Origin of the sequence: Nocardioides alkalitolerans DSM 16699 (assembly GCF_000426525.1) — a bacterium.
GTDB classification, from domain to species: Bacteria; Actinomycetota; Actinomycetes; order Propionibacteriales; family Nocardioidaceae; genus Nocardioides; species Nocardioides alkalitolerans.
The window spans coordinates 1248004-1272852 of record NZ_KE384533.1 but is presented as its reverse complement, the minus strand read 5'-3'; the positions used below and the strand labels follow the sequence as shown (position 1 = coordinate 1272852).

Genomic DNA, 24849 nt, shown 5'->3' with positions numbered 1-24849 from the left:
ACCACCTCCCCCGACGTCCGCCACCCGGTACCGCGCCGCACGCGATTCATGCAGGCGGAGCGTGACCTAGCCGGTGGGCGCCGTACGCCGCGTCAGCACCGGGTCCGGCAGGGGCGTGGGGTCCACGTGGGGCAGGACCTCCTCGAAGATCAGCTGGTAGATCTCGTCGCGGTCGCTCGCGCTGCCCGCCGGGATCGCGGGGATGATCCGGACGTGCCGGGCGCCCTGCGCCTGGATCTCCTGGATCGTCTCCACGATGCGCTGCGGCCCGCCGACCAGCGAGCCCGAGGCCCGCGCCACCTCGCGCCGGGTCCACTCCTCCTCCCAGCGCGCGGGCGCGCCGAGCCGGCCCGGCTGCGGACCCTCGCCGCCGACCTCGAGGTACTGCGTCCAGCGCCGCTCGGCGGCCGCCTGCGTCGGCGCGACCACGATCGTCAGCCCGAAGCCCAGCCAGGCCAGGCACTCCTGCACCGTCGCGTCGTCGTGCTCGGCCGCGAGCAGCGCGTCGGTGTAGAGCGCGAGGTGGTCGCGGTTGTCGCCGTCCCGGGTCAGCCACTGGCCCATGATCACCGGCACGCCCTCGGTCCCGAGGCGCTGGATCTTCGCCGGCGTGCGGGTCGCGCGGGCCACGAGCGGCCGCGGGCGCCGGTACGACGCCGGGCCCACCCGGGCGCTCACGACGCCCCGGTCGACGCTCGTGCCGACGTCGAGGGGCGGGTCGCCCTCCTCCCACGCCCAGAGGCGCAGCATCGCGTCGATGCGCTCCTCGGTGACCCGTGCGCGGTCGAGGCCCTCGGCCCCGAACGCCTCGAGCTCGGTCGGCGACGCCGAGCCGGCGGCGAGGGCGACGAGGAAGCGGCCGCGCGTCAGCACGTCGAGGATGTTGCACTTCTCGACGAGCTTGACCGGGTGCTCGAGGGCGACCTGCGCGACCGTCACCGAGAGGTGGGCGGAGGTGAGCCGGGCGGCGAGGTGGGCGCCCATCATGAACGGGTCGACGTAGGTGTTGTAGCCCGCGAGGTGGTGCTCGGTGAGGCCGATGGAGGCGACGCCGTGGCGTTCGGCCAGGAGGGCCTTCTCGACGACGCCCTCCATGATCTCGGCGTCGTCCTCAGCACCCCGGCTCTGCGGGCTCAGGTGCAGCGAGACGTGCATGGCGGGCTCCTTCCGCAGGGCGTCGCCCCGCAGGCCTCCGCCCGTCCGAGCGCCGGGGTCGACCGTCGATTGTCGTCAATGACCAGTGAGAAACTCTATGTAGCGACGCTAGAAGATAGCGCGTCGTGCTAGCGGGGGCGCCGGTGACCCCGGAGGGTGCGGACGGCGCCGGGGGCAGCGCCCGGTCAGCGCCCGGTCGGCGCCCGGTCAGCGCTTGGCGGCCTCGGTCGCGAAGATGATGGAGGCCTTGCGGAGCACCTCGTTCTCCTCGCGGGCGGCCGCGAGCGCCGCCTCGAGCTCGGCGATCCGGGCCAGCAGCTGCTCCTTGGGGGCCTGCCGCAGCCGCGACGAGCCGCCTGCCGCGAACATGCCGTCGTCGAGGCGCTTGACCCAGATGCGCAGGGACTGCTCGCCGACCTCGAACTCCTCGGCCACCTCGCGCAGGATCGCGCGGTTGCCGGGCTCGTTCTGGCGGCGCGCGGCCACCCGGCGGACGGCGGCGTCCCGCACCTCGTCGCTGTACTTCTTCTCGAACGCCATCTGGTCCTCAGCCTCGGATCGTCGGCACAGCGTAGCGATCGGCGGGGTACGACACGGGCACCTCAGGCGCGCTGCCGCACGAGCTCGTGCAGCGGCAGCCGCTGCCGGGGCGCGGTGTCGCGCTCGACGAGCTCGGGCTCCAGGTCCTCGACCGCAGTGGCTCGTCCGACGGCCACGACCACGAGCGGCGCGTACGGCGCCTCGACGCCGAACGCCGCGGCGGCCGCCTCCGCGTCGAAGCCCCCCATCTGGCGCACGTGGAGGCCCAGGTGCTGTGCCTGGACCGACAGGTGGGCGACCGACTGGCCCAGGTCGTACTCCGCGAAGCGCTGCGGGGCTCCGTCGTGGCCGACCCGTTCGACGATGCCGAGGACGAGCAGGGACGCCCGCAGCGCCCACACCCGGTTGCGCTCGAGGACGCAGGCCGCGATGCGGGCGTGCACCTCGGTGCCGCGCCGACCGGCGACGAAGCGGCGGGGCTGGCGGTTCTGGGCCGACGGCGCCCAGCGGGCGGCCTCGAGCAGGGCCGTGGTCTCGGCCTCGGTGACGGTGTGGTCGGCCACGTAGGAGCGGGGGCTCCAGCGCTCGGCCAGCAGGTCGTGGAGGGGCTCGGCGGTGTCGGCCCGACGGGACGGGGTGGTCACGGGTGGCTCCCCTCCTCAGGCGGCGGCGTCGTCGGACGACGCGGCGTGCAGGTCGACGTCGAGCACGGTCTCGACGGCCGGCAGGATGCGGCAGCCGTCGCGGTAGACCTCCAGCAGCGCGGCGGTGGCCACGGCGTCCAGCCCGTCGACCAGCACCTCGACCTTGAGGCGCCCGGCCTTCAGCCGCCCGGCCGGGTAGCGCGACACGCGGGCACGCACCTGCACGACCCGCGAGACGTCGTCGCCGTCGCCGGCCGGGTCGGACGGGGACAGCTCGCCGTCGCGCAGGACGTTCAGCATGTTCGCGACCAGCGCCGACACGAGGAGGTCCAGCGGGCCCGGCGCACGGCCGGGGCCTCCGGACGCGACCGACCCGTCGGCGAGCAGCTCGAACGACTGGCCGCGCAGGGCGAACCGGCCCTGGACGTCGGTCGTGCAGCCCGTGATGGCGCTGGCGTAGTCGTAGCCGACCATGGTCAGGACTCCCTCGGGGATCGGTGCGGGGGCGGGACTCGGCCGGTCATACGGCGAGCAACGCCCGGGTGTAGTCGTCCTGCGGGCGCAGCACGACGTCGGCGGTCGGGCCGGACTCGACGAGGCGGCCCCGTCGCATGACGGCGACCTGCGTGGCCACGTCCGCCACGACGGCGAGGTCGTGGGTGACGAGGAAGTAGGTGAGCCCGAGCTCCTGCTGGATCTCCTGGAGCAGGTCGAGCACCTGCGCCTGGATCGTCGCGTCGAGCGCCGACACGGGCTCGTCCAGCACCAGCAGCTCCGGACGGATCGCCAGGGCCCGGGCGATGGCGACGCGCTGGCGCTGGCCGCCGGAGAGCTCCTGGGGCCGTCGGGTCGCGTACGACGCGGGCAGCCGCACCCGGTCGAGCAGCTCCGCGACGCGGGCCCGGCGCTCCGCGCGGCTCCCGACCCGGAACGAGTCGAGCGGCTCCGCGATGATCGAGCGCAGGTCGAGCCGGGGGTTGAGCGACTCGAAGGGGCTCTGGTAGACGACCTGCACCCGTCGCCGCAGGGCGCGCAGGCCCTTCCGGTCGAGGGTGCCGAGGTCCTCGCCCAGCACGTGCACGGAGCCCGCGTCGGCGCTCTCGAGCCCTAGCACCAGCCGGCTCGTCGTCGTCTTGCCCGAGCCGGACTCCCCCACCAGCGCGAACGTCGAGCCGGGCGCCACCGCCAGCGAGATGCCGTCGACGGCGCGGACGTGGCTCTTGCCCCCGCCGAAGCTCTTCGAGACCCCGTCGAGGGTCACGACGGCGGGAGCCTCGGCCGACGGCGAGCCGGCCCGCCGTACGTCGGGGCCGTGGCGCTCGTAGGCCTCCGCGATGCTGAGCACGCGCCCCTCGCGCAGGCGCGCCGAGCTCGCCAGCAGCGCGCGGGTGTAGGGGTGCCGGGGGGCGGCGAAGACCTCGGCCACCGGTCCCGCCTCCACCAGCCGCCCGGCCTCCAGCACGAGCACGTCGTCGGCGTTGCGGCTGGCGAGCGCGAGGTCGTGGGTGATGAGGACGACGGTGGTGCCGTGCTTCGTGCGCACGTCGTGCAGGCTGCGCAGCACCTCCTGGCCGACGAGCACGTCGAGGGCGCTGGTCGGCTCGTCGGCGATCACCAGCCGGGGGCGCTGGCTGAAGGCGATGGCCACCAGGATCCGCTGGCGCATCCCGCCCGACAGCTCGTGCGGGTAGCGCGCCAGCAGCGTCTCGGGGGCCGCGAAGCCGATGTCGCGGAGGTCGCCGAGGATGCGCTCCTCGACCTGCTCGGCGGTCAGGGCCGACCCGGCGAGCGAGAACGCCTCCCGCACCTGCGCACCGATGGTCTTCGTCGGGTTGAGCGAGGAGACCGGGTCCTGGGGCACGAACCCGATGTGGCGCCCGCGCAGGGGACGGAACTCCCGGTCGGTGCGGGCCAGCAGGTCCTCGTCGTCCAGCTCGATCGCGCCGGCGGCGATCGCGCCGTTGCCGGGCAGCAGGCGCACCACCGCGTGGGCGAGCGTGCTCTTGCCCGAGCCGGACTCCCCGATCACGGCGGTCACCTTGCCCCGGCGCACGTCGAAGCCGACGCCGTCGAGGGCGGTGTCGACCGCGTCGTCGCGGCGGTAGGTGACCGTGAGGTCGCGGACCCGGACCAGCACGTCCGCCGGGTCGGCGGCGGCCGGCGCGGTCCGCGCGTCGGTGCGGTCGGGCGTGGTCGTTGCGGTGTCGGTCATCGGCGGTTCTCCTGCATGAGGAAGGCGATGCGGTTGAGGAGCACGACCACGGCGGTCAGCGCCAGCCCGGGGATGATCGCCACCCACCAGGCGTGCACGAGGTACTTCTGCCCGCCCGCGATCAGCACGCCCCACTCCGGCGACGGCGGGGCCTCGCCGAAGCCGAGGTAGCTCAGCGACCCGATGGCGAGCATCGCGAGGCCGAACTGCATGGCGGTGTAGGAGAGCACCGGGTGGTATACGGACGGGACGACGTGCCGCACCAGCACGCGCAGCGGGCCGGCCCCGCAGGTGCGGGCCGCCTCGACGAACACGAGCGTCTGCGACTGGATCACGAGGCCGCGCACGAGCCGGGCGAACCCGGTGGCCTCGCCGATGCCGATCGCGATGGCCGCGATGTAGGCCCCGCGGCCGTACGCCGTGATGGCCGCCAGCGCCAGCAGCACCGCCGGCACGGCCATGACGGCCTCGGTGAGGATGCCCAGCACGCGGTCGAGCACCCCGCCGGGGCGCAGTCCCGACAACACGCCGACGACGCTCCCGAGCACCACGCCCACGAGCACCGCGAGCGCGGCCGAGAAGAACGAGATCTGCAGGCCGTGCATGACACGGGAGTAGAGGTCGCGGCCGATCTCGTCGGTGCCGAACCAGAACTCGCCGTTCGGCGGCACGAACGGCAGCCCGTCGAGCTCGAAGGGGTCGTGCCGCGTCACCAGCTCGGGCAGGAGCGCCGCCACGACGAGGGCGGCCAGCAGCAGGAGGTGCACGTGCAGCTCGCGGAACCGCCGGCGGCGAGCCCGAGGGGCGGGCTTGCCGGGCGTCGGGGTCGGCTTCCCGGACGGCGGCGCGGGGGGCGCGCCGATGAGCGTGTCGGTCATGCGTCCACCTCCGGGGCGGGGGCCGGCGCCCGGCGGCGCAGCCGCGGGTCGAGCAGGGCGTAGCCGACGTCGACGACGGCGTTGATGACGACGTACACGACCGCGAGCACCACGACGAGGCCGAGCACGACGGTGAGGTCGACCGCCTTGACCGAGTCGACCATCAGACGTCCGATGCCGTTGCGGGAGAAGACGACCTCGATGACCGCCGTACCGGCCAGCAGCTGGCCGACCCGCAGGCCGAAGACCGCGAGGAACGGGAACGCGGCGTTGCGCAGGCAGTGGCGGAAGACGGTGTAGGTGCGACTGGCCCCCTTGGCGGGCGCGGTCACCGCGGCGTACGTCTTGCCGACCTCGGTGCGCAGGCTGCTGATCAGCACCTGGGCGAACTGGGCGGCGCCCAGCAGCGCCAGCACGGCCGTCGGCAGCACCAACGCCGACGCGCTCTGGCTGCCGCCGGCCGGGAACCACCCGAGGGTGATCGCGAACAGGTAGATGAAGAGCACGCCGATCCAGAAGACCGGCAGGCTCACGTACGCCGACGGCACGAGGGCCGCGAACGAGCGCAGCGCCCGCGAGCGGGGCACGACGGCGAGCAGCGCGAGCAGGAAGCCGAGCGGCACGGAGAGGACGAGCGAGAGCAGCATCAGCGTCAGCGTGTTCGGCAGCGCCTCCGCGAGGAGCGCCGTGACGGACCGGTCGTTCACCAGCGAGCTGCCCAGGTCGCCCTGGAGGAGCCCGACGAGACCGTCCCAGTACTGCCGGCCGAGGCTGTCGTTCAGTCCCACCTCCTCGCGCAGCGTCGTGAGGTCGAGCCCCGAGAGGTCGGACGTGCCGACGGTGTCGGTCGTGCCGATCCGCGCGAGGACGGCGTCGCCCGGCAGCACGAACAGCAGGAAGAACGACGCCGAGTACGCCGCGGCGACGACGGCGACCGCGTGGGCGAGCCGCACCGCGACGACCCGGCCGACGCGGCGCAGCGACGCGCCCCGGGCGGAGGCGTGCGGACCGGACGGCCCCGCCCCGTCCGGCCCGGTCGGGGGCGCCGACGGGACCGACGGGGCCGAGGGCCGGGCCCCGGTCGCGGACAGGGGGACGGTCACCGCGGGTCGAGCCAGACGTCGCTCAGGACGGGGATGTGGCTCGCCTCGATGGTCGGCACGTGCGTGCTGGTGCGGTAGGCCAGCGGCTGGATGAAGTCGTACAGCGGCAGGAAGTAGGCCTCCTCCAGGATGGTGCGCGCGGCGTCGTCGGCCAGCGGCTGGCGCGCCGCGGCGTCGGGCTCCGCGAGGATCGCCGCGAACGTCGCGTCGAGCTCGGGGTCGATGCCGCCGTAGTTGCCGCGCAGCACGTCCACGTCGGGACGCGTTCCGCTGCCCCACGAGAACGAGTAGTCCCCGGCCCGCAGGCGCTGGTTCAGCTCGGCCGCGGTGAGGCTGCCGAAGTCGAGCTCGACACCGATGTCCTTCCACTGCGCCTGCACCACCGCGAGGTTCGGCTCGTGGGAGATGGTCGACGGGCTGTAGATGAGGTCGAACGAGAGGCGCTCGCCGTCCTTCTCCCGCACGCCGTCGCTGCCCGGCTCCCAGCCGGCGGCGTCGAGGAGCTCCTCCGCCTCCTCGACGTCGGTCGAGACGAGGTCGGACTGGTCGCTCCAGTAGGGGTTGCTCGCGGAGTAGACGCTCGTCGGCGCGATGTCGATCGCGGAGGCCCGCTCGAGCACGGACTCGCGGTCGATCGCCAGCGACAGCGCCCGTCGTACGTCGACGTCGTCGAGGCCGGGGACGGCCGTGTTCACGACGAAGCCCAGCGCCGCGCCCGGGAGCGGCTCGCGCCGGATCTCGATGTCGGGGTTGAGCGAGAACTCCGTCTTGTCGGCCGGTTCGGTGTTGTGCATGATGTCGATCTCGCCGGAGCGCAGCTGCGCTGCGGCGATGCTGTTGTCCGGGGTCGTGAAGACCTCGATGCCCTCCAGGTAGGCCGCGCCCTGGTTCTCCGCCGACGGCGGCGCCCACGCGTAGTCGTCGCGGCGCTCGAGCACGTAGCCCTCCTCGCCCCGCGACTCGGCGACGACGAACGGCCCGCTGCCGATGATCGTCGTGCCCTCCTGGCGCTCCTCGTAGGAGAGCGCGGACGTCTCGGGCGCGACGATCCCTAGGGACGTCGTGGAGACGGCCTGCAGGAACGACGAGTTGGGCGAGTCGAACGCGAACGCGACCGTGGTCGCGTCGGGGGTGGTGATCTCGCGCAGGTCGCCGATCCACTCGTTGACGACGGCGTACTTCGCACCCTGGGCCTGCAGCGCGTCGAAGCTCTGCTTCACGGCGGCCGAGTCGAACGTCTCGCCGTTGCTGAACGTCACGTCGGTGCGCAGCGTGAACTGGAAGCTGGTCGCGTCCTCGTTGACGGTCCACTCGGTGGCCAGCCAGGGCTCGATGGTCCCGTCCTCCTTGTTGAACACCAGCGAGTCCACGATGCCGCGCACGGGGATCGCGGGTCCGTAGCCGGTGTGGATCGCGGGGTCGGTGGAGCTCAGGTTGGCCCCGGTGGTGCGGTACTTGAGAACGCCGCCCTCCACCGGCACGTCCGAGCCGCCGCCGCCGGCGGTGTCGCTGCCCGCGCAGCCGCCGAGCAGCAGGGCCGAGGCGACGAGGGTCGCCAGTACGGCGGCCGGGCGCCTGCGGTTGTGACGCGTCATGTCGTGGTGCTCGCTCTCTCTCGTGCGGGTCGCGGATCGACTCGCACCGCGGGCTGGACGCTAGGCCGTCACCACCCCCCAAAGTCGACCATCTCAGTAGATGAACAGATTTAAAGTTCTGTCGGCAGGACGTTAGATTCGTTCGAACTTCTACACAGCGGCTCGTAGAGCCTTCAGCCAAGGAGCACCATGACGATCAAGATCGAGGCGGCCGGGACCGTCTTCTACCTGCCGTACTACGTCGCGGAGGAGGAGGGCTACTTCGCGGAGGAGGGCCTCGACGTCGAGCTCATCCGCGAGCGCGCCAGCGACGAGACCGGCCTGCGGTTCATCGCGCGCCCCGACACCGTCTCGTCCTTCAGCAGCTTCAAGCTGTTCGAGGCCGGTCAGTCGCAGCTCTACAACGCCTGCGAGTGGGGCCAGCTGCGCCGCTCGCAGGACAGCCAGGTCAAGGGCAAGGTCGTCGCCCGGCGCTCCGCCGTGGCCAGCCAGGCGATCATCGTGCGGCCCGACTCGCCGTACAACGTGGCCGGCGACCTCGCGGGCGTCCGCGTCGGCGTGAACTTCCACCACGGCTCGCACTACCTGGTGCTGCAGCTGCTCGAGGGATTCCTCCCCCGCACCGACATCAACCTGGTCGGCATCAAGGGCAAGGAGCGCTTCGAGGCGCTGCGCGACGGCGACATCGACGCCGTCGCCGTCATGGAGCCGTGGATCACCGTCGCGGAGAAGGCCGGCTACAAGATCCTCGCCGAGGGCCACTACTACGGCGCCGAGATCGCGGGCGAGAGCCTCGACGACGAGCAGTTCACGAAGATCACGCGCGCGGTGAACAAGGCGGTCGACAAGATCCACGAGGACATCCGGCCGTACCTGAAGTACTTCGTCGAGCAGGCCGCCCCCGTGGCCGAGCTCGTGCCCGAGGACTTCAGCCTGGGCCGGCTGCGCTACGTGCACGCCGGGCCCTACCCGGAGGACCACTTCAACCGCACCGTCGACTGGATCGCGAGCTGGGACCTCATCGGCGAGGAGAACGACTTCGTCAAGCTCGTCGACGCGTCCAAGCTCCTCCAGGGAGCATGAGCCGCACCGACGACGCCTCCCCCGCGGCGGCGCGGACCCTCGAGGTCCGCGCCGCCGCGGCGCGTCCGGGGGGTGACCGCCTCGCGGCCGTCACCGTCTGCGGCGTCGCCGCCGGCATGCTGCTCCTCGACATCCACAAGGTGTCGTTGGCGATCCCGGCGATCGAGCGGGCCCTGGCGGCCGGCCCGACCGGCATCCAGCTGGTCTCCGCGGCGTACGTCGTGCTGTTCGCCGTCACGCTGATCCCCGCCGGCCAGATCGGCGACCACGGCCACCGCCTGCGCCTGACCTACCTCGGGCTCTGGGGCGGCCTCGCCGCGAGCGTCGTCTGCTCGCTCGCCCCCGGCATCGAGGTGCTCGTCCTCGGCCGCGCCCTCGCCGGCGTCGCCGCCGGCCTGCTGATGCCGCAGCTCATGGGCATCGTGCAGCAGCTCTTCGCCCCGCACGAGCGGGCCCGGGCCTTCGGCCGGTACGGCGTGTGCGTGAGCCTGGCGACCGCGCTCGGGCCGAGCCTCGGCGGGCTGCTGATGGTCGCCCCGGCGCTCGGGTGGCGCGGCGTGTTCGCCCTCAACGTCCCGATCTTCCTGGGCCTGCTCGTGGCCGCCCGGCTGCTCCTCGGCGACGTCGGCGCGCCGGCGGCCCCCCGGTCGCGACGGCTCGACGTCGACTGGGTCGGGGTCGCCCTCGGCAGCGCCTTCCTCGTGCTCCTGCTGGCGCCGTTCGTGCTCACCACCGGCCGCCCGCAGGACTCCGGCCAGCGCTGGCTGATCCTCGTCCCCGCCGCCCTCGCGCTCGCCGCCTTCGTGGTCCGCAGCCGCGCCCGCGTCACGGCCGGGCGACCGAGCGTGATCGACCCGCGACTGCTGCGCATCCGCTCGTTCCGCAACGGCGTGCTGGTCTCGCTCACCTGGTTCGCCAGCGGCCCCGGCATCAACCTCGCGCTGCTGATCTACCTGCAGGAGGCCCGCGGGCTCACGCCCCTGGAGGCCGGGCTCGTCACGCTGCCCTCGTCGCTGACGTCCGTCCTCGGCGCCCACCTCGGCGGGCGGCTCGTCGACCGGTGGGGGCGCACGCTGACCGCGACGGGCATGCTCGTCACCCTGGCCGGCGCGCTCGGCACCCTGGGGCTCGTCCAGGCCGACGTGAGCACGGCGACGCTCCTGGTCGCCGTACCGGCCCTGCAGCTGCTCGCCGGGCTGGGCGCCGGTCTCGTGGTCTCGCCCAACCACTCGATGACCCTCGCGGAGGTGCCCCGCGACCGCGGGAGCGCCGCCGGGGCGATCGGCCAGCTCGGGCAGCGGATCGCCAACAGCCTCGGCGTCGCCGCGGCCTCGGTGGCCTACTACACCCCGGTCTACGGCGCGGGCCACACCCTCGCCGACGCCCCCGCCTCGGTGCACCGCACCGCCCTGTACGGCGCCACCGCCGTCGCCCTCGGCTTCCTGCTCGCGGCGCTCGCGGTGGCCGTGCTCGACCTGCTGCGCCAGCGGTCGGCCGCCGGGCACGTCGGCCAGTGACGTCCCGGCGGCGTCGTCGAGGACTTCCGCCGGCCTACGTGCTCGACGTGGACCGGCCGCGTCGGGCCCCGGCGACCGTCAGGCAGATGCCGGCGAGCACGGCGATGACGGCACCGATGATCAGCACCGCGTCGAAGGGCGAGCCGGTGTTGGGCAGGTCGGGGCCGGGAGGGCCGTTGCTGCTGTCACCCGGCGGCACACCGCCGCCCGGCGGGGTGGAGGAGCTGCCACCCGGGGAGGTCGACGACCCGTCACCGGGGGACGTCGACGACCCGTCGCCCGGGTTCGTCGACCCGTCGGTCGGCGAGATGCTGGTCGGGCCGTCCGTCGGACCGGTCGGGCTCGTCGTCGGACCCGAGGTCGGGCCGCTCGTCGGACCGCTCGTCGGACCGGTCGTCGGTCCACCCGTCGGGCCCGTGGTGGGGCCGGTCGCGGGCCCCCCGGTCGGGCCGGTGGTCGGGCCCGTGGTCGGGCCCGTGGTCGGCGGGGTGCAGGAGCCGTCGGTGAAGACGTTGTCGTCGAGCGAGACCGAGCCGTTGCGGGCGAGGGCACGTCCGTCGATCGTGGTGCCGGTCCGCACGACCACCGAGGTGAGCGCCATGATCGTGCCCACGAACGTGGTGTTCGTGTCGAGCGTCGCGCTCGACCCCACCTGCCAGAAGACGTTGCAACCGCGGGCCCCGTTGATGAGGGAGACGGTGCTGTTCGGGTTCGTGTCGAGCGCCGACCCGACCTGGAAGATGAAGACCGCGTTCGGATCTCCCTGCGCGTTCAGCGTCAGGGTGCCGGTGATCTCCGTGGCGCTCGCCGCGGTGTAGACCCCCGGGGCCAGCGAGAGGCCACCGAGCTCGGCCCCGACGCTCGCGTCGGACGCCTGGCCGGCCGCATCGTCGTACGCGATCGTCAGGTCACTCTGCGCCTGGAGCGAGGCCGCGTCGGCGCGGTGCGTGTCGCCGCCCACCTGCCCCGGCGGGAAGCCGCTCGCCGCGCTGCCCGGGCTGACGCCCAGGTTGAGCGGCAGGACGCTGGGCCCGGTGTTGGTGACCGACTGGCCACCCAGCACCGAGTAGTCCTCGGCGGTGCCGAGGTCGACCGCCCTGCCGATGGCCTGGGCCGACGGGAGCGCGACGGCGAACGTGAGACCGCCGAGCGCGGCGACCACGACCCCGACGGCTGCTCGGGAGACGGACGGCCGCAACGACGGCCGGAAAGAAAGGACGGTCTGGCTTCTCATCGGAAGCCCCCCAAAATCTCCGTATCGCGGAGACGAGATCACACTGTGTGAATAATTCGGGAAGGTATACCCGTCGGAGGTAATTCGTCGCATTGCAAAAATCACCAGATGGATTTCTCGGAGAAATGCAGATATTCACCCTCCGACTGCAGATATACATCGTGTCTGGTGCCATCGTCTGCAATATCGTCATGGCACCCTGGATACGCCCGACCCGTTGTGCCCGACCGGGTCGACGACGGTGACTCCTCCTCGTCATGACGGGGTACCGGTCCGTCATGCCGCGCTCCTCGACCCCCGCCCCTCGCGCGCGACCGATCGCCCCGTGCGCAGCGGCGACGACGACGACATGAGCCTCACCGACCTGCGCCCGGGTACTCGGCCCGCCGACCCCGCCGCCCCCGCCACCCCCCTCGGTCCGCGGCAGCTCGACCCCGTCGGCCTGGCCGAGGTCGACCGGTTGCTGGCGACCCGCATCGCCGCGCACTGCGACGTGCTGACGGCCGTGAGCGACGAGCTCGCCCCCATGACCGAGGCCCTCGCGGCGGCGGCCACCGGGGGCAAGCGGCTCCGCGCGGCGTTCTGCCTCTGGGGGGCGCGCGGAGCGTCGGGCGCCGAGGCGGCGCCGGGGGCCGTCGAGGCCGCCGCGGCGCTCGAGCTCTTCCACCTCGCCGCGCTCGTGCACGACGACCTGATGGACCACAGCGACGACCGGCGCGGGCGACCGACGGTGCACCGCGCCTTCGCGGACCGCCACCTCCTCGCGCGCGGCCTCGGCGACGCGGACGACCACGGCGCGGCCATGGCGGTGCTCGCCGGCGACCTCTGCCTCACCTGGTCCGACGACCTGCTCGCCGAGGCGGCGCGACGCTCGGAGGCCGGCGCCGCGGCCCGGGCGGTCTGGTCGCAGATGCGCGACCAGGTGCTGGCGGGCCAGTACCTCGACGTGCTGGGTCAGACGCGGGCGACGACCTCGCTCGACGACGTCCGTCGCGTGCTCCTCCACAAGAGCGCCAAGTACACCGTCGAGCACCCGCTGCTGCTGGGCGGGACGCTCGGTGGCGCCTCGGCCGACCTGCTGGCCGGCTACAGCGCCCTGGCGCTCGACGTGGGCGAGGCGTTCCAGCTGCGCGACGACGTGATCGGGGTGTTCGGCGAGCCCGAGGTCACCGGCAAGCCGGTCGAGGACGACGTCCGCGAGGGCAAGCGCACCCTGCTCGTCGCCCTCGCCGTCGAGGCCGCGTCCGCCGCGCAGCGCGACGTGCTGGACCGCCACCTGGGCGACCCCGCGGTCGACCGGGCGGGGGTGGACGCCGTCCGGGAGGTGCTGCGCAGCACCGGGGCGCTGGCCCGGGTGGAGGAGCGGATCGCGGCGCTCGCCTCCAGCGCGCTCGCCACCGTGGCCCGTCTGCCCGTGGACGAGCGGACCCGTCAGGCCCTGGCCGACCTCACCGAGGCCTGCGTGTGGCGAGACGCGTGACGATCGGCCGCGGCCCGGGGCCGGGGTCGGCCTGCACCCCGCGGCGTCCCCACCAGACCCACCAGATCATCGACTGCGCGACCAGGCTGAACCCGAAGAGGAAGTCCTCGACGGGGGCGTGCCCGATGCGCCAGCCGAGGATGGCCTCCTCGCCGTACACGAAGACGCCCCGCGAGGTCAGCCACTCGTTGGTGAGGGTCTGGAAGAAGAGCACGATCGCGTACGACACCCAGAACGCCTTGCGCGTCAGCAGCCGCGTGCGGAGCACCCAGAGGTCCAGCACGACGGTGACGGCGATCCCCAGGAGCGAGGCCTCGGTGTGGGTCACGGCGCCTCCCCCGACCGGCCCGACCGGCCCGACTGGCCCGGCTCGTCCCCGACCCGCCACCCGCGCACGGCCCGCACGGCCTCCAGGGTCATGACGGACGCGAGCGGCACCACGACGAAGAACATCCACTCCTCGATCGGGAGGCCGCCGGGCGGCACGATCCCGAGCGTCTGGGTGAGGTCGAACTCCCAGTGCCCGGCCCGGGTGGCCGCCAGGTCCCACAGCACGAACGGCACGCCGACGCAGAGCAGCACGAGCGCGAGGCGTCGCAGCCGCGCGTACACCCGCGTGCGCAGCACGACCTCGAGCGGCAGGGTGGCGACGACCACGAACACCAGCATCGCGGCGTACGTAAGGGAGCGCATGACGCCAGTGTGGCGGGACGGTGGGAGGACGTGGTGAGCCGACCGGTCCTCCTGCGCCGCGGCTGGGGCGAGGCGCGCGACCTCGTGCGTGCCACGGGCGGGGTGCTCGGCGGGCGCGACCTCGGGGCCGCGGCGGCGACGCTCACCTACTACGCCGGCATCGCGGTCGTCGCGTGGATGCTGCTGGCCGTGTGGTCGGTGACGTGGTGGCGCGGCGTCGACGGGGCGGAGCAGTGGCTGGGCGAGCTGCGGGTGCTCGTGCCCCCGCAGATGGGCGCGCGGCCGTCGTACGACGCGCTGGTGCACACCGGCACGCACCTCGGCTGGCTCGGGGCCCTGGTCGTGCTCTTCCCCGCCTCGTTCTACGGCGAGGGCCTGCGGCGCGCGACCCTCGCGCTCGACCCCGTGCCCGACCGGTTCACGGGCTGGCGCGCCCGCGCGCTCGTCCTGGTGGCCGTGGTGGCGGTGCCGGCGCTCTCCGCGGCGTTCTTCGGCGTCGGCCGGCTGCTCGTCCCGCTCTCGCCCGAGGGCGGCGGCGGGGGTGCGGGCGACCGGCTGCTGCGCATCGTGGTCGGCTTCGTGGTCGTGTGGCTCGTGCTGGCGGTGCTGCTGACCTGGGTGTTCCGCGCCGTGGTCCCCGGGCGGCCGCGGTGGTGGGTCGCCGTCGCGGGCGGCCTGGCGACCGGCTCGTTCCTCGCCGGCTTCCTCCACGGCTTCCAGCTCTTCCTGTCGCTGCCCGTCGACGTCGGCATCCCCTACGGCGGCCTCGGCGTGGTCGGCGGCGTCGTCGCCGCCGGGCTGTGGCTGTTCGTGCTCCACCTCTTCCTGCTCGTCGGCTGGGCCGCCACCCGCGCGCTCGACCGGCGCTGCGACCTCGGGCGGACCGCATGAGCGCCCCGCCGCACGACCCGCCGGTCGTCGAGATGCAGGTGTGGGGCGTCGACCGCGTGCTGCCCGCGCTGGGCCGCATGGCGACGGGACGGAGGCGGCTGCGCGGCGTCGACGGACTGCGCTTCGCGAAGCTGCTCGGCACCGGGTCGGGCCGCTCCTTCACGCCCCGCGACGCCGACCCGCACCACTGGGCGGTCCTGACGGTGTGGGACGACGACGCCGCCGCCGACGCGTGGCGCGACTCCGCCCTCGTGCGCTCGTGGGACGCCGCCGCGCACGAGTCGCTGCGGGTGCGGATGACGCCGCTCACCTCCCGCGGGCGCTGGTCGGGGGTCGAGCCGTTCGGGTCGGAGCCGTTCGGGTCCGGGCCGGCCGAGCCGTGGTCGGGCCCCGTCGCGTCCGTGACGCGCGCCCGGCTGCGACCCACCCGCGCGCTGTCGTTCTGGCGGGCGGTGCCGCCGGTGGTCACCGCGCTGCACGAGACCCCCGGCCTCGAGCTCGCGCTCGGCGTCGGCGAGGCCCCGGTCGGCCTCCAGGGCACGTTCTCGCTGTGGCGCTCGAGCGCCGACCTGGTCGCGTTCGCGTACGGCGGGGCCGCGCACCGCGACGTCGTCCGCCGGACGGCGCCGTCACGCTGGTACGCCGAGGAGCTCTTCGCGCGCCTCGCGGTGCACGAGGTCGAGGGGACCCACGGAGGGAGAACATGGTGAGCGCCCGCAGCACGCCCGAGGTCCGGCGCGACCGGCCGGTCGGGGCGGACCCCGTCCGGGTGCGGCCGAGGACCCGCGCGGTCGCGGCCGCGCTGGCCGGCGCCGCCGTGCTCGTGCAGATGGCGTTCCCGTTCACCGACGGCGGCACCCTGGCGCTGACGGCGGCCAGCGTCCTGCTCCTGGCGGCCGCGGCGGTCACCCACGCGGCCTCCGTGGCGGGGCCCCTCCCGGCCGCCGTGCTCCTCGTGGTGGCCGGCGGCGTCGGCCTGGTGGCCGAGGCGGTCGGGGTGCGCACCGGGTTCCCGTTCGGCGACTACGCCTACACGGGCACGCTCGGCCTCGAGGTGCTCGGCGTGCCGGCGCTGGTGCCGCTGGCCTGGGTGATGATGACGTGGCCGGCGCTGCTCGTGGCCCGCCGCCTCATCGGCGCGGCCGGTCGCCACCGCCGCCTCGCCACCGCCCTCGTCGGGGCCTGGGCGCTGACGGCCTGGGACGTCTTCCTCGACCCCCAGATGGTCGACCAGGGCCACTGGACCTGGGCGCACCCCACCCCCGGTCTGCCGGGCGTCGACGGCATCCCGCTCACCAACTTCGCGGGCTGGCTCGTCGTCTCCCTCGTGCTGGTGGCCGCGATGGACCGCCTCCTGCCCCGTACCGCGTCCGACCTGCGCGTCGACGGGGTCGCGGTGGGCGTCTACCTCTGGACCTTCTTCTCGTCCGTGCTCGCCCACGCCGCGTTCTTCGGCCGTCCGCCGGTGGCGCTGGTCGGCGCCGTCGCGATGGGCGTGGTGGCCGTGCCGCTGGTGCGCCACGTGGTGCGCGAGGTGCGCGAGGTGCGTGCGCGCCGCGGGGTGCACCGTGGCTGACGTACGACGCGGGGCCCGCCGCGCGACCGTGGCCGGCTCCGCCCTCGCGGTGGCGTCGCTCGCCCTCACGCTCGACAACCTCCGCCGCCTGCGGGTCCCCGACCCGGTCGCCGTCCCCGCGCCCGAGCCGCTGGCGGTGCTCCTGCCCGTGCGCGACGAGGTCGACGACGTCGAGGCCTGCGTGGTCGCCCTGCTCGTCGCCGCCGACCGGTGGCCCGGGCCCGTGCGGATCGTCGTGCTCGACGACGGCTCGACCGACGGCACGACCGAGGTGGTCGCCCGGCTGGCCGCCGCGCACGACCGGCTCGAGGTGCACCCCGGACGCCCGGCGCCGCCGGGCTGGCTCGGCAAGCCGTGGGCCTGCGCCCAGCTGGCCGACCTCGCCCCCGAGGCGACGGCGCTCGTCTTCGTCGACGCCGACGTCCGCCTGGCGCCCTCCGCCCTGACCGCCACCGTCGCGCTCCTGCGCGCCGCCCGCCTCGACCTCGTCTGCCCCTACCCCCGGCAGGTCGCGGGCACGGCGGCCGAGCGCCTGGTGCAGCCGCTGCTGCAGTGGTCGTGGATGAGCACCCTCCCCCTCGGGCTCGCGGAGCGCTCGGCCCGACCGTCCCTGGGCGCGGCCAACGGCCAGCTGCTCGCCGTCGACGCGGCCGCCTACCGCCGGGCCGGGGGCCACGGCGCCGTCCGCACCGAGGTGCTGGAGGACCTGGCCCTCCTCCGTGCGCTCAAGCGCGTCGGCGCCCACGGCGGGGTCGTCGACGGCAGCGCGCTCGCCTCCTGCCGCATGTACGACGGGTGGCCCGACCTGCGCGACGGCTACGGCAAGTCGTTGTGGTCGGCCTTCGGCTCCCCGGTCGGGGCCGCCGGCGTGGTGGGTCTCCTGACGCTCACGTACGTCGTGCCGCCCCTCGCCGCCGCGACCGGCTCCCGGGCCGGTCTCGTGGGGTACGGCGCGGGCGTCGCCTCCCGGGCGGTGGTCGCCCGCCGTACCGGAGGCCGGGCCTGGCCCGACGCGCTCGCCCACCCCGTCTCCGTGCTGACCCTGGCCCGCCTGGTCGCCGGGTCGGTCGTCGGCCGCCGTCGCGGGACGCTGCGCTGGAAGGGCCGGCCCGTGGAGGTCGCCCGGTGAGCCGCGTGGTGGTGGTCGGGGCCGGGGTCGGTGGGCTCGCCGCCGCGGCCCGCCTGCTCGCCCGCGGGCACGCCGTCACCGTCGTCGAGCAGGCCGTCGACGTCGGCGGCAAGCTCGGCACGCTCGTGCACGACGGGTTCGTGTTCGACACGGGTCCGTCGCTGCTGACGATGCCCCACCTGCTCGAGGAGCTGTTCGCCGACACGGGCGCGCCGCTCGCCGACGTGCTGCCGCTGCAGCGGCTGGCCACCGCCTGCCGCTACCGCTTCCCCGACGGCACGGTGCTCGACCTGCCCGGCGAGGTGGGCGCGATCCCGGCCGCGCTCGACGCTGCCCTCGGGCCCGGGCGCGGCGCCCAGTGGAGCGCCTTCCTGGAGCGGGCCGGACGCATCTGGGACGTCACGCACGAGCCGTTCCTCGAGTCGCCGATCACGGTGGGCGACCTCGCCCGGCTCTCCCGGCGGGTGCCGGACGTGGCGACGGTCGCGCCCTGGGCCAGCCTGCGCGGCCTCGGCCGCCGCTACCTCACCGACCCGCGGCTGCGGATGCTGCTCGACCGGTACGCCACCTACACCGGCTCCGACCCCCGCCGGGCGCCGGCCGCCCTCGCCACCGTGCCGTGGGTCGAGCAGACGTGGGGGTCCTGGTACGTGCCCGGCGGCCTCGGCCGCATCGCCACGGCGCTGCTCGACCGGGTGCGGGCGCTGGGCGGCGAGGTGCGCACCGGGGTCGCCGTCGCGGAGGTGACCACGCGCGACGGCGTCGCGACCGGGGTGGGGCTCGCCGACGGCACGACGCTGGCCGCCGACGTCGTGGTCGCCAACGCCGACGCGGCCCAGGTGTACGGCCGGCTCGTCCACGACCGGGCGGCCGCCCGCGCGGCGGCGCGCGTGCGTCGTACGCCCCCCTCCCTCGCCGGCTTCGCGCTGCTGCTGGAGCTCGACGAGGCCCCGCCCGACCAGCCCCACCACCACGTGCTCTTCGCCGAGGACTACGACGCCGAGTTCGACGCCGTCTTCGGACGCCGGGGCCCGCCGCGGCCCGTCGGGCGACCGACCGTGTACGTCGCTGCCGCCGACGACCCGGCCGTCGTGCCGACCGCGGGGGCGGGCGCGTGGTTCGTGCTCGTCAACGCGCCCCGGCACGACCCGTCGGGCGGCGTCGACTGGGACGCCGCGGGCCTGGAGGAGCGGTACGCCGACACGGTCCTGGACGTGATGGCGAGCCGCGGCCTCGACGTACGACGCCGGCTGCGCCACCGCACCGTGCTGTCGCCGGCCGAGCTGGAGCGGCGCACCCTCACCCCGGGCGGCGCGATCTACGGCACCTCGTCGAACGGCGCCCTGGCCGCGTTCCTGCGCCCGGCCAACCGCTCCCCGGTGCGGGGGCTCTACCTCGTCGGCGGGTCGTCGCACCCCGGGGGCGGGCTGCCGCTGGTGGTGCTCTCCGCGCGGATCGTGGCCGAGCTGGTGGGCTCGGCGGCCCCGGCCTGACACCGGCCGCCTCACTCCGCTAGCGCAGCGCCCGCAGCGACGCTCGGGTGACGTGGAGCAGGCCGACGGCGGCCAGCACCGCGGCGATCGCGACGCCCGCGGTGACGATCACCTCGCCGTCGACGTCCGCCAGCAGGTCGACGCCGAGGCGGCGGGCGGCCCACTCGACCGACCACAGCGCCGTACCGAACGCCGCCACGATGACCCGCGACGGCCGCTCCCAGACCGTCACCGCCCCCGGCCCGGTCATGCCGGCGGCCTGTGCCGAGGCGCGTACCCCCTCGAGCAGCAGCGTGAGCGCGACCACGAGGGCCCCCGCCCACAGCGGCGCGCCCAGCACGACGAGGGCGACGACGAGCAGCACGTCGCAGACGCGGTCGGCGAGGGCGTCGAGCACCCGGCCGCGGGCGGACGCCGTGCCCGTCTGCGCCGCCAGCGCGCCGTCGACGCCGTCGAGCACGGCCGCGGCGACCAGCACGACGGTGGCGAGCAGCGGCCACAGGGACCCGAGGGCGGCGAGCAGCGGCACGGTGGCGGTGAGCGCGACGCCGGCCAGCGTGACCTGGTCGGCGCTCACCGCGCGCCGGGCGAGCGGCCGGGCGCAGGCGTGGGTGAGCCGCACCCAGCCCGCGACCCAGAACGTGCCCCGGGGGTCGAGACCCCCGTGCAGGCGCGACCAGTGGGCGTACGCCGCCTCGTGCCGGTCGTCGAGCTGACCGGTCACGGGCGGCCGGGGGTCGGCACCGGCACGGCCGGCTCGACCGACGGGCCCACCGACCGGTCGCCCCGCACCCGCTTGAGCACGAGCTCGGCGCTGATCAGGCACATCGGCAGACCGATGCCGGGCACGGTGCTCGACCCGGCGTAGTAGAGGCCGTCGACCTTCTTCGAGCGGTTGCCGGCGCGGAAGAACGCGCTCTGGCGCAGCACGTGGGCGGGGCCGAGCGCGCCGCCGGACCAGGCGTTGACGTCGGTGACGAAGTCCTGCGGGCCCACGGTGCGTCGTACGACGACCCGCTCGGCGAGGTCGGGCACCCCGGCCCACCGGGCGACCAGGTCGATGGCGCGGTCGGCGGCCTGCTCGACGACCGCGTCCCCGGCGCCGTCGACGCCCCCGCGGCCCAGGGTCGGGTCGGGCGGCGACGGCACGAGCACGAAGAGGTTCTCGTGGCCGGGCGGGGCGACCGTCGGGTCGGTGGCCGAGGGCCGGCAGACGTAGAGGGAGGCCGGGTCGGGCATCCGGGTGGGGGCCTCGAAGACGGCGTCGAAGTTGGTGCGCCAGTCGCGGGTGAAGAAGAGCGAGTGGTGGGCCAGCTCGGGCACCTCGCCCTCGACGCCGAGGTAGGCGAGCACGGCGCCGGGTCCGGAGACGGCCTTGTCCCACCACGTCCGGGGGTAGGTCTGCAGCGCGTCCGGCAGCAGCCGGGTCTCGACGTGGTGGAGGTCGGCGGCGCCGACGACGAGGTCGGCCGGCAGGGTCCGGCTGCCCGACGCGTCCTCGACCGTCACGCCCGTGACGACGGCCCGGCGGCGGTCGCCGACGCCCGAGCGGCGGCGCTCGGTGGTCGTGATGGCGGTGGCGGTCGTGCTGGTGCGGATGCGGACGCCGTGGGCCTCGGCCAGCCGGGCCATCGCCTCGACGAGGCGGTAGAAGCCGCCGGCCGGGTAGCGCACGCCGTCGGCCAGGTCGAGCCAGCTCATGAGGTGGTACATCGACGGGGCGCGGTCCGGCGAGGAGCCGAGGAAGACGGCCGGGTAGCCGAGCACCTGCTGCAGGCGGCGGTCGTCGAAGCGGTCGGCGACGTGCTTCTCGAGCGAGCGGGTGAGCAGCCCCGCCAGCCGGGGGCTGTTGGCGAGGATGCGGCGCCCGGCGTACGCCGCGGCCGAGTCGAAGCTCGTGTAGAGGAACTGCTGGACGGAGAGGTCGTAGACCTCGCGCGCCGACGCCAGGTAGGCGCCGAGGGCGTCGCCCGCGCCGGGCTCCACGGACTCGAAGAGCGCCCGGTTGCCCGCCTCGTCGGCCGCCACGTCGAGCGGGTCGGGGTGGCCCTCGAAGAACACGCGGTAGCCCGGGTCGAGGCGGTGCAGCTCGAGCTGCTCGGCCGTGGTGGTGCCCATCAGGCGGAAGAAGTGGTCGAAGACTTCCGGCATCAGCCACCACGACGGGCCGGTGTCGAAGCGGAAGCCGTCCTGCTCCCACGACCCGGCGCGACCGCCCGGCGTCGCGTTCTTCTCGACGAGCTCGACGTCGTGGCCGTCGGCGGCCAGCAGCGCCGCCGTCGCGAGCCCGGCGACCCCGCCGCCGATGACGACGACCGTCCGCTGCTCGCCGCTCATCGGGCCACCGGCCGGGGGTGGCCGTTGCGCAGCACGGCTCCAGCCGCGATCCGGGCCTTCACGGGCCCGGGAACGCGCACGCGGCGCAGCGGGATCTCGGCCGCCGGGGTCCTCCGCAGGCGGGTCGACAGCTCGGCGAAGAGGTCGTGGGCGGCCCGCACGGCGACCCGGCTGCTGCGCGGGAGCCGCGAGAGGGGCTCGCTCGCCGCCGCGAGGTCGGCGTCGATGTCGTCGAGCCAGCGGTCGCGGGCGCGCACGTCCATCGCGCCGGCGTCGAGGCCGGGCAGGTAGGAGCGGCCCAGGTCGGCGCTGTCCTCGCCCAGGTCGCGCAGGAAGTTGACCTTCTGGAACGCCGCACCGAGCCGCTGCGCGCCGGGGGCCAGCTCGTCGTACGCCGCGCCGCGACGGCGGTCGGCGACGAGGAACGCACGCAGGCACATGAGGCCGACGACCTCGGCGGAGCCGTAGACGTACTCCGCCAGGCTGGCCTCGTCGTGCTCGGTGCGCTCGAGGTCGGTGCGCATGGAGGCGAAGAACGGGGTCACCAGCGCGGGCTCGATGTCGCAGTGGCGGGCGGTGCGGGCGAAGGCGTGCACGACGAGGTTGCTGCTGCCGCCAGTGCGCAGTGCGGCCAGCGTCTCCGCCTCCAGCGTCGCGAGCGCAGCGGCCTGGTGGTCGGGGGTCTGGTCGGGACGCGGGGCGTCGACGATCTCGTCGGCCACCCGCACCAGCGCGTAGACGTTGCGCACGTGGTGGCGCACCGGGCCGGCGAGGAGGCGCGAGGCCAGCCCGAACGAGGAGGAGTAGGCGTCGATCACCAGCGAGGCGCTCGCCTCGGCCACCTCGTCGTACGCCGCGTGGGGCGACAGCGGCGCGCTGCCGCCGTGCCGTTGCAGTCGTGGTCCCAGCATCCCCGTACGCCCTCTCCGTCGCTCCGGGGAGGAGGTACCCACTGACGGGCCGCTCGGCCCCTCGATCAGCCCAGACCGAGGGAGCGCATCAGCGGGGCGTAGCGCTCGACCAGGAGGGCCACCACGTCGGGCCGGTCGGCGTAGAAGGCGAGGTGGGCCGCGGCGACCTCCTCGTCGGTCACCGCGCGGCCGTGGAGGCGCCAGTCGGGGCGCGGGGCGTCGTCGAGGCCGAGGGCCGCCAGCACGGGCGCCTCGACGGGGGCGTGGACGGCGTCGAGCAGCGGGCGCTCGACCCGGTTGGCGCGCGCGGCGAGGCCCGCGGCGGCCCGCACCCGGGCCGCCAGGGGCACGAGCACGGCGTTGCCGGGGTGGTTGACGGTGCGCATGAGCGCCGGCGCGGGTGTCGCGAACAGGTCGTGCGCGACGACGGTGCCGTGCAGCTCCTCCCGGCGACGCAGCTCGGCGACGGAGCCGTCCGCGACGGCGCGGAGGGCCGCCGGCGCGGCGACCGGGAGGTCCTCGCGGCGGCGGTCGGCGGGGGCGAGCGCGACCGCCAGGGTGCGCAGGTCGTGGTAGGCCGCGACCGGCGGGTCCGGGTCGGCGAGGCCCGGCGGGTGCGCGACGACGTGCCACGGGTGGAGCCCGTGGTAGCGGACCGGCGGCACCCGCACCACCCGCGCCGAGGCCGGGAGGAGACGCACGAGCTGCTCGGTGCCGAGCGGCAGCCCCCGGTAGTCCGCGCCCACCGGCTGCGTCACGAGCACCTGGGTGCGCGCCAGCAGCCGGGTCAGCCGCGGCACGTCGTCCGCCTCGATCTCGTGGATCGGCGGGAGCCGCACGGTCGAGACGTCGTCGTCGTCGAGCAGCACCCGCAGCGACTCGGCCTGGCAGTTGCCCACCACCACGACCCGCGGCCGGTCGTCGGTGCCCGTGTCGGCGCGGTCGGCGTAGAACCCCGCGTAGTGGAGCTGCTCGGCGTCACTGCGGGGCACGGGGTTTCCTCCGGAGGTCGCTCGGGCTGGGGTCGCGTCGCACACCTACGCTCGGCCGGGTGACGACGCCTCCCCACGGCCCGGACGACGCTACGCCCCCGGTCCCCACGCCCCCCACCGTCGCCTCGGTGCCGTCCGACCATCCCTACGTGCGTCACCTCGCACCGCTCGACGGTCCGGGCCCGCTCCGGCTGCCCGACATTCCCGGGGTGGACGCCGACGGCGTCCCCACGGGCGCGTGGTGGCCGCCGCGGATGCTCGAGGCCGACTGGGCGGCGACCGGCGCGTTCGACCTCCTGCACGTGCACTTCGGGTTCGAGAGCCGCACGCCGGAGCAGCTCCGCGAGCTGGTGGACGTGCTCCGTCGGCGCCGCCGCGGGCTCGTCGTGACCGTGCACGACCTCCACAACCCCCACCTGCACGACGCGAGCGGCCACCACGCCCGGCTCGACGTGCTCGTGCCGGCGGCCGACGAGGTCGTCACCCTCACCTCGGGCGCGGCGGCGGTCGTGGCGCAGCGCTGGGGGCGTACGGCGACCGTCGTGCCGCACCCGCACATCGTGGCGCTCGACGAGATCGGCCCCTGGCGCGCCCGACGACGGCCGCCGCGGGAGCCGGGGGCGCCGATGCGGGTGGGCGTGAGCCTCAAGAGCCTGCGCGCCAACGTTGCCGCACGCGACCTGCTGCCCGGTCTCACCGAGGCCGTCGGCGCACTGCCCGGCGCGACCCTCGAGATCAGCGTGCACGCCGACGTGCTCCGGAACGGCGCACCCCGCCACGACCCCGCCGTGGCGGGGCTGCTCGACGAGGCGGGCAGCCGTCCGTACGTCGAGGTCCGCGCCCACGACTACCTGCCCGACGACGAGCTCTGGGCCCGGCTCGCCTCCCTCGACGTCTCGGTGCTGCCCTACCGGTTCGGCACGCACTCCGGCTGGCTCGAGGCGTGCCGCGACCTCGGCACCGACGTCGTCGCGCCCCGCTGTGGCGGCTTCTTCGCGGAGCAGGCGCCGGTCGACGAGTTCGACCTCGACGTCGACGGTCTCTCGGTGCCGTCGCTGGCGGCGGCGCTGCGGGCGACGTACGAGCGCGGGTCGCGCCCGCAGGTCACCGTCGAGGAGCGCCGGTCGCAGCGGGCGGCCGTCGCGACGGCGCACGCGGAGGTGTACGAGCGCGCACGGGCCTCGGCGCGGGCTCGCTGAGAACGATTCACCCGGGCTCGGGAAAGACGCGCCTCCGGAATGACGGGGAAACGCTCTGCGAATTCCGAGGAGCTGGTGGGACGGAATCGCGCCCGTCCGGGACCGCGACCCGGGATCCCTCCGGTCGGTCGAGGCTCCCGCGCAGGTCAGGCGGTCCTGCGCGCCCGATCACGCCGGGAACCGACCG

24 protein-coding genes are annotated in these 24849 nt (G+C 75.0%); 9 read left to right on the top strand and 15 right to left on the bottom strand.

Features of this window, described 5'->3' with window-relative positions; genetic code table 11:
• Positions 1–66 precede the first annotated feature (66 nt).
• The 8 genes from K329_RS30045 to K329_RS0122885 all read right to left on the bottom strand — a co-directional run bounded on the left by K329_RS30045 (position 67) and on the right by K329_RS0122885 (position 8127).
• Entirely contained in the window at positions 67–1155 is a 1089-nt protein-coding gene (locus tag K329_RS30045; protein WP_052337259.1) for an LLM class flavin-dependent oxidoreductase, read from the bottom strand.
• Between the two features lie 207 nt (positions 1156–1362).
• The gene (locus tag K329_RS30040; protein WP_052337258.1) at positions 1363–1695 is read right to left on the bottom strand and encodes a transposase; all 333 of its coding nucleotides are present in this window, start codon (positions 1693–1695) and stop codon (positions 1363–1365) included.
• A gap of 62 nt (positions 1696–1757) precedes the next feature.
• On the bottom strand, positions 1758–2339 hold the full coding sequence (locus K329_RS0122910) for a nitroreductase family protein (RefSeq protein ID WP_028474851.1): 582 nt from the start codon (positions 2337–2339) through the stop codon (positions 1758–1760).
• A 15-nt stretch (positions 2340–2354) separates the two neighbouring features.
• The gene (locus K329_RS0122905; RefSeq protein WP_028474850.1) at positions 2355–2813 is read right to left on the bottom strand and encodes a hypothetical protein; all 459 of its coding nucleotides are present in this window, start codon (positions 2811–2813) and stop codon (positions 2355–2357) included.
• Between the two features lie 46 nt (positions 2814–2859).
• Positions 2860–4551: a dipeptide ABC transporter ATP-binding protein gene (locus tag K329_RS0122900; RefSeq protein WP_084541537.1), complete on the bottom strand. Its 1692-nt coding sequence runs from the start codon at positions 4549–4551 to the stop codon at positions 2860–2862.
• Positions 4548–5429: an ABC transporter permease gene (locus K329_RS0122895; protein ID WP_028474848.1), complete on the bottom strand. Its 882-nt coding sequence runs from the start codon at positions 5427–5429 to the stop codon at positions 4548–4550. Before K329_RS0122895 ends, K329_RS0122900 begins: the two co-directional genes overlap by 4 nt.
• Positions 5426–6532, bottom strand: a complete 1107-nt coding sequence (locus K329_RS29040) for an ABC transporter permease (protein WP_052337257.1) — start codon at positions 6530–6532, stop codon at positions 5426–5428. The genes K329_RS0122895 and K329_RS29040 overlap by 4 nt, the downstream gene beginning before the upstream one ends.
• Positions 6529–8127, bottom strand: a complete 1599-nt coding sequence (locus K329_RS0122885; protein WP_028474847.1) for an ABC transporter substrate-binding protein — start codon at positions 8125–8127, stop codon at positions 6529–6531. The genes K329_RS29040 and K329_RS0122885 overlap by 4 nt, the downstream gene beginning before the upstream one ends.
• A 189-nt stretch (positions 8128–8316) precedes the next feature.
• On the opposite strand from K329_RS0122885, the gene K329_RS0122880 reads away from it, so the two are divergent.
• Positions 8317–9210: an ABC transporter substrate-binding protein gene (locus K329_RS0122880; RefSeq protein WP_028474846.1), complete on the top strand. Its 894-nt coding sequence runs from the start codon at positions 8317–8319 to the stop codon at positions 9208–9210.
• A complete protein-coding gene (locus K329_RS29035; protein WP_052337256.1) occupies positions 9207–10727 on the top strand; it encodes an MFS transporter in 1521 nt (506 codons plus the stop codon). The genes K329_RS0122880 and K329_RS29035 overlap by 4 nt, the downstream gene beginning before the upstream one ends.
• Before the next feature lie 34 nt (positions 10728–10761).
• On the opposite strand, the gene K329_RS29030 is transcribed toward K329_RS29035, so the two are convergent.
• Complete coding sequence (locus K329_RS29030; RefSeq protein WP_084541536.1) at positions 10762–11961, bottom strand: ice-binding family protein; 1200 nt, start codon at positions 11959–11961, stop codon at positions 10762–10764.
• A 325-nt stretch (positions 11962–12286) separates the two neighbouring features.
• Between K329_RS29030 and K329_RS0122865 the strand changes: the two genes are divergently transcribed.
• Entirely contained in the window at positions 12287–13441 is a 1155-nt protein-coding gene (locus K329_RS0122865) for a polyprenyl synthetase family protein (RefSeq protein WP_211225939.1), read from the top strand.
• Here the strand turns inward: K329_RS0122865 and K329_RS0122860 are convergent.
• Both K329_RS0122860 and K329_RS29025 read right to left on the bottom strand, forming a co-directional pair.
• Complete coding sequence (locus K329_RS0122860) at positions 13410–13769, bottom strand: lycopene cyclase domain-containing protein (RefSeq protein WP_028474844.1); 360 nt, start codon at positions 13767–13769, stop codon at positions 13410–13412. The two genes, K329_RS0122865 and K329_RS0122860, sit on opposite strands and share 32 nt — an antisense overlap.
• Complete coding sequence (locus K329_RS29025; protein ID WP_052337254.1) at positions 13766–14134, bottom strand: lycopene cyclase domain-containing protein; 369 nt, start codon at positions 14132–14134, stop codon at positions 13766–13768. The genes K329_RS0122860 and K329_RS29025 overlap by 4 nt, the downstream gene beginning before the upstream one ends.
• A 33-nt stretch (positions 14135–14167) precedes the next feature.
• Between K329_RS29025 and K329_RS29020 the strand changes: the two genes are divergently transcribed.
• The 5 genes from K329_RS29020 to K329_RS0122830 are packed head-to-tail and all read left to right on the top strand — an operon-like array spanning position 14168 to position 19223.
• Complete coding sequence (locus K329_RS29020) at positions 14168–15025, top strand: YhjD/YihY/BrkB family envelope integrity protein (RefSeq protein WP_211225938.1); 858 nt, start codon at positions 14168–14170, stop codon at positions 15023–15025.
• Entirely contained in the window at positions 15022–15735 is a 714-nt protein-coding gene (locus K329_RS0122845) for an antibiotic biosynthesis monooxygenase (protein ID WP_028474843.1), read from the top strand. The genes K329_RS29020 and K329_RS0122845 overlap by 4 nt, the downstream gene beginning before the upstream one ends.
• Entirely contained in the window at positions 15732–16601 is an 870-nt protein-coding gene (locus K329_RS0122840; RefSeq protein WP_211225937.1) for a carotenoid biosynthesis protein, read from the top strand. Before K329_RS0122845 ends, K329_RS0122840 begins: the two co-directional genes overlap by 4 nt.
• On the top strand, positions 16594–17730 hold the full coding sequence (locus K329_RS0122835) for a glycosyltransferase family 2 protein (protein ID WP_043645349.1): 1137 nt from the start codon (positions 16594–16596) through the stop codon (positions 17728–17730). Before K329_RS0122840 ends, K329_RS0122835 begins: the two co-directional genes overlap by 8 nt.
• Complete coding sequence (locus K329_RS0122830) at positions 17727–19223, top strand: phytoene desaturase family protein (RefSeq protein WP_028474840.1); 1497 nt, start codon at positions 17727–17729, stop codon at positions 19221–19223. Before K329_RS0122835 ends, K329_RS0122830 begins: the two co-directional genes overlap by 4 nt.
• Before the next feature lie 19 nt (positions 19224–19242).
• Here the strand turns inward: K329_RS0122830 and K329_RS0122825 are convergent, their stop codons facing one another.
• From K329_RS0122825 to K329_RS0122810, 4 genes are all read right to left on the bottom strand, one after another.
• A complete protein-coding gene (locus K329_RS0122825) occupies positions 19243–19947 on the bottom strand; it encodes a CDP-alcohol phosphatidyltransferase family protein (RefSeq protein ID WP_043644453.1) in 705 nt (234 codons plus the stop codon).
• Entirely contained in the window at positions 19944–21560 is a 1617-nt protein-coding gene (crtI, locus tag K329_RS0122820) for a phytoene desaturase family protein (protein WP_028474838.1), read from the bottom strand. Before crtI ends, K329_RS0122825 begins: the two co-directional genes overlap by 4 nt.
• Positions 21557–22471, bottom strand: coding sequence for a phytoene/squalene synthase family protein (locus K329_RS0122815; protein WP_043644451.1), 915 nt, complete (start codon positions 22469–22471; stop codon positions 21557–21559). Before K329_RS0122815 ends, crtI begins: the two co-directional genes overlap by 4 nt.
• A gap of 65 nt (positions 22472–22536) precedes the next feature.
• Positions 22537–23463 carry a WcbI family polysaccharide biosynthesis putative acetyltransferase gene (locus tag K329_RS0122810; RefSeq protein WP_028474836.1) on the bottom strand — a complete coding sequence of 309 codons (927 nt, stop codon included), beginning with the start codon at positions 23461–23463 and terminating at the stop codon, positions 22537–22539.
• Positions 23464–23522: 59 nt separating this feature from the next.
• On the opposite strand from K329_RS0122810, the gene K329_RS0122805 reads away from it, so the two are divergent.
• Entirely contained in the window at positions 23523–24662 is a 1140-nt protein-coding gene (locus tag K329_RS0122805) for a glycosyltransferase family 1 protein (protein ID WP_157571877.1), read from the top strand.
• Positions 24663–24849 lie beyond the last annotated feature (187 nt).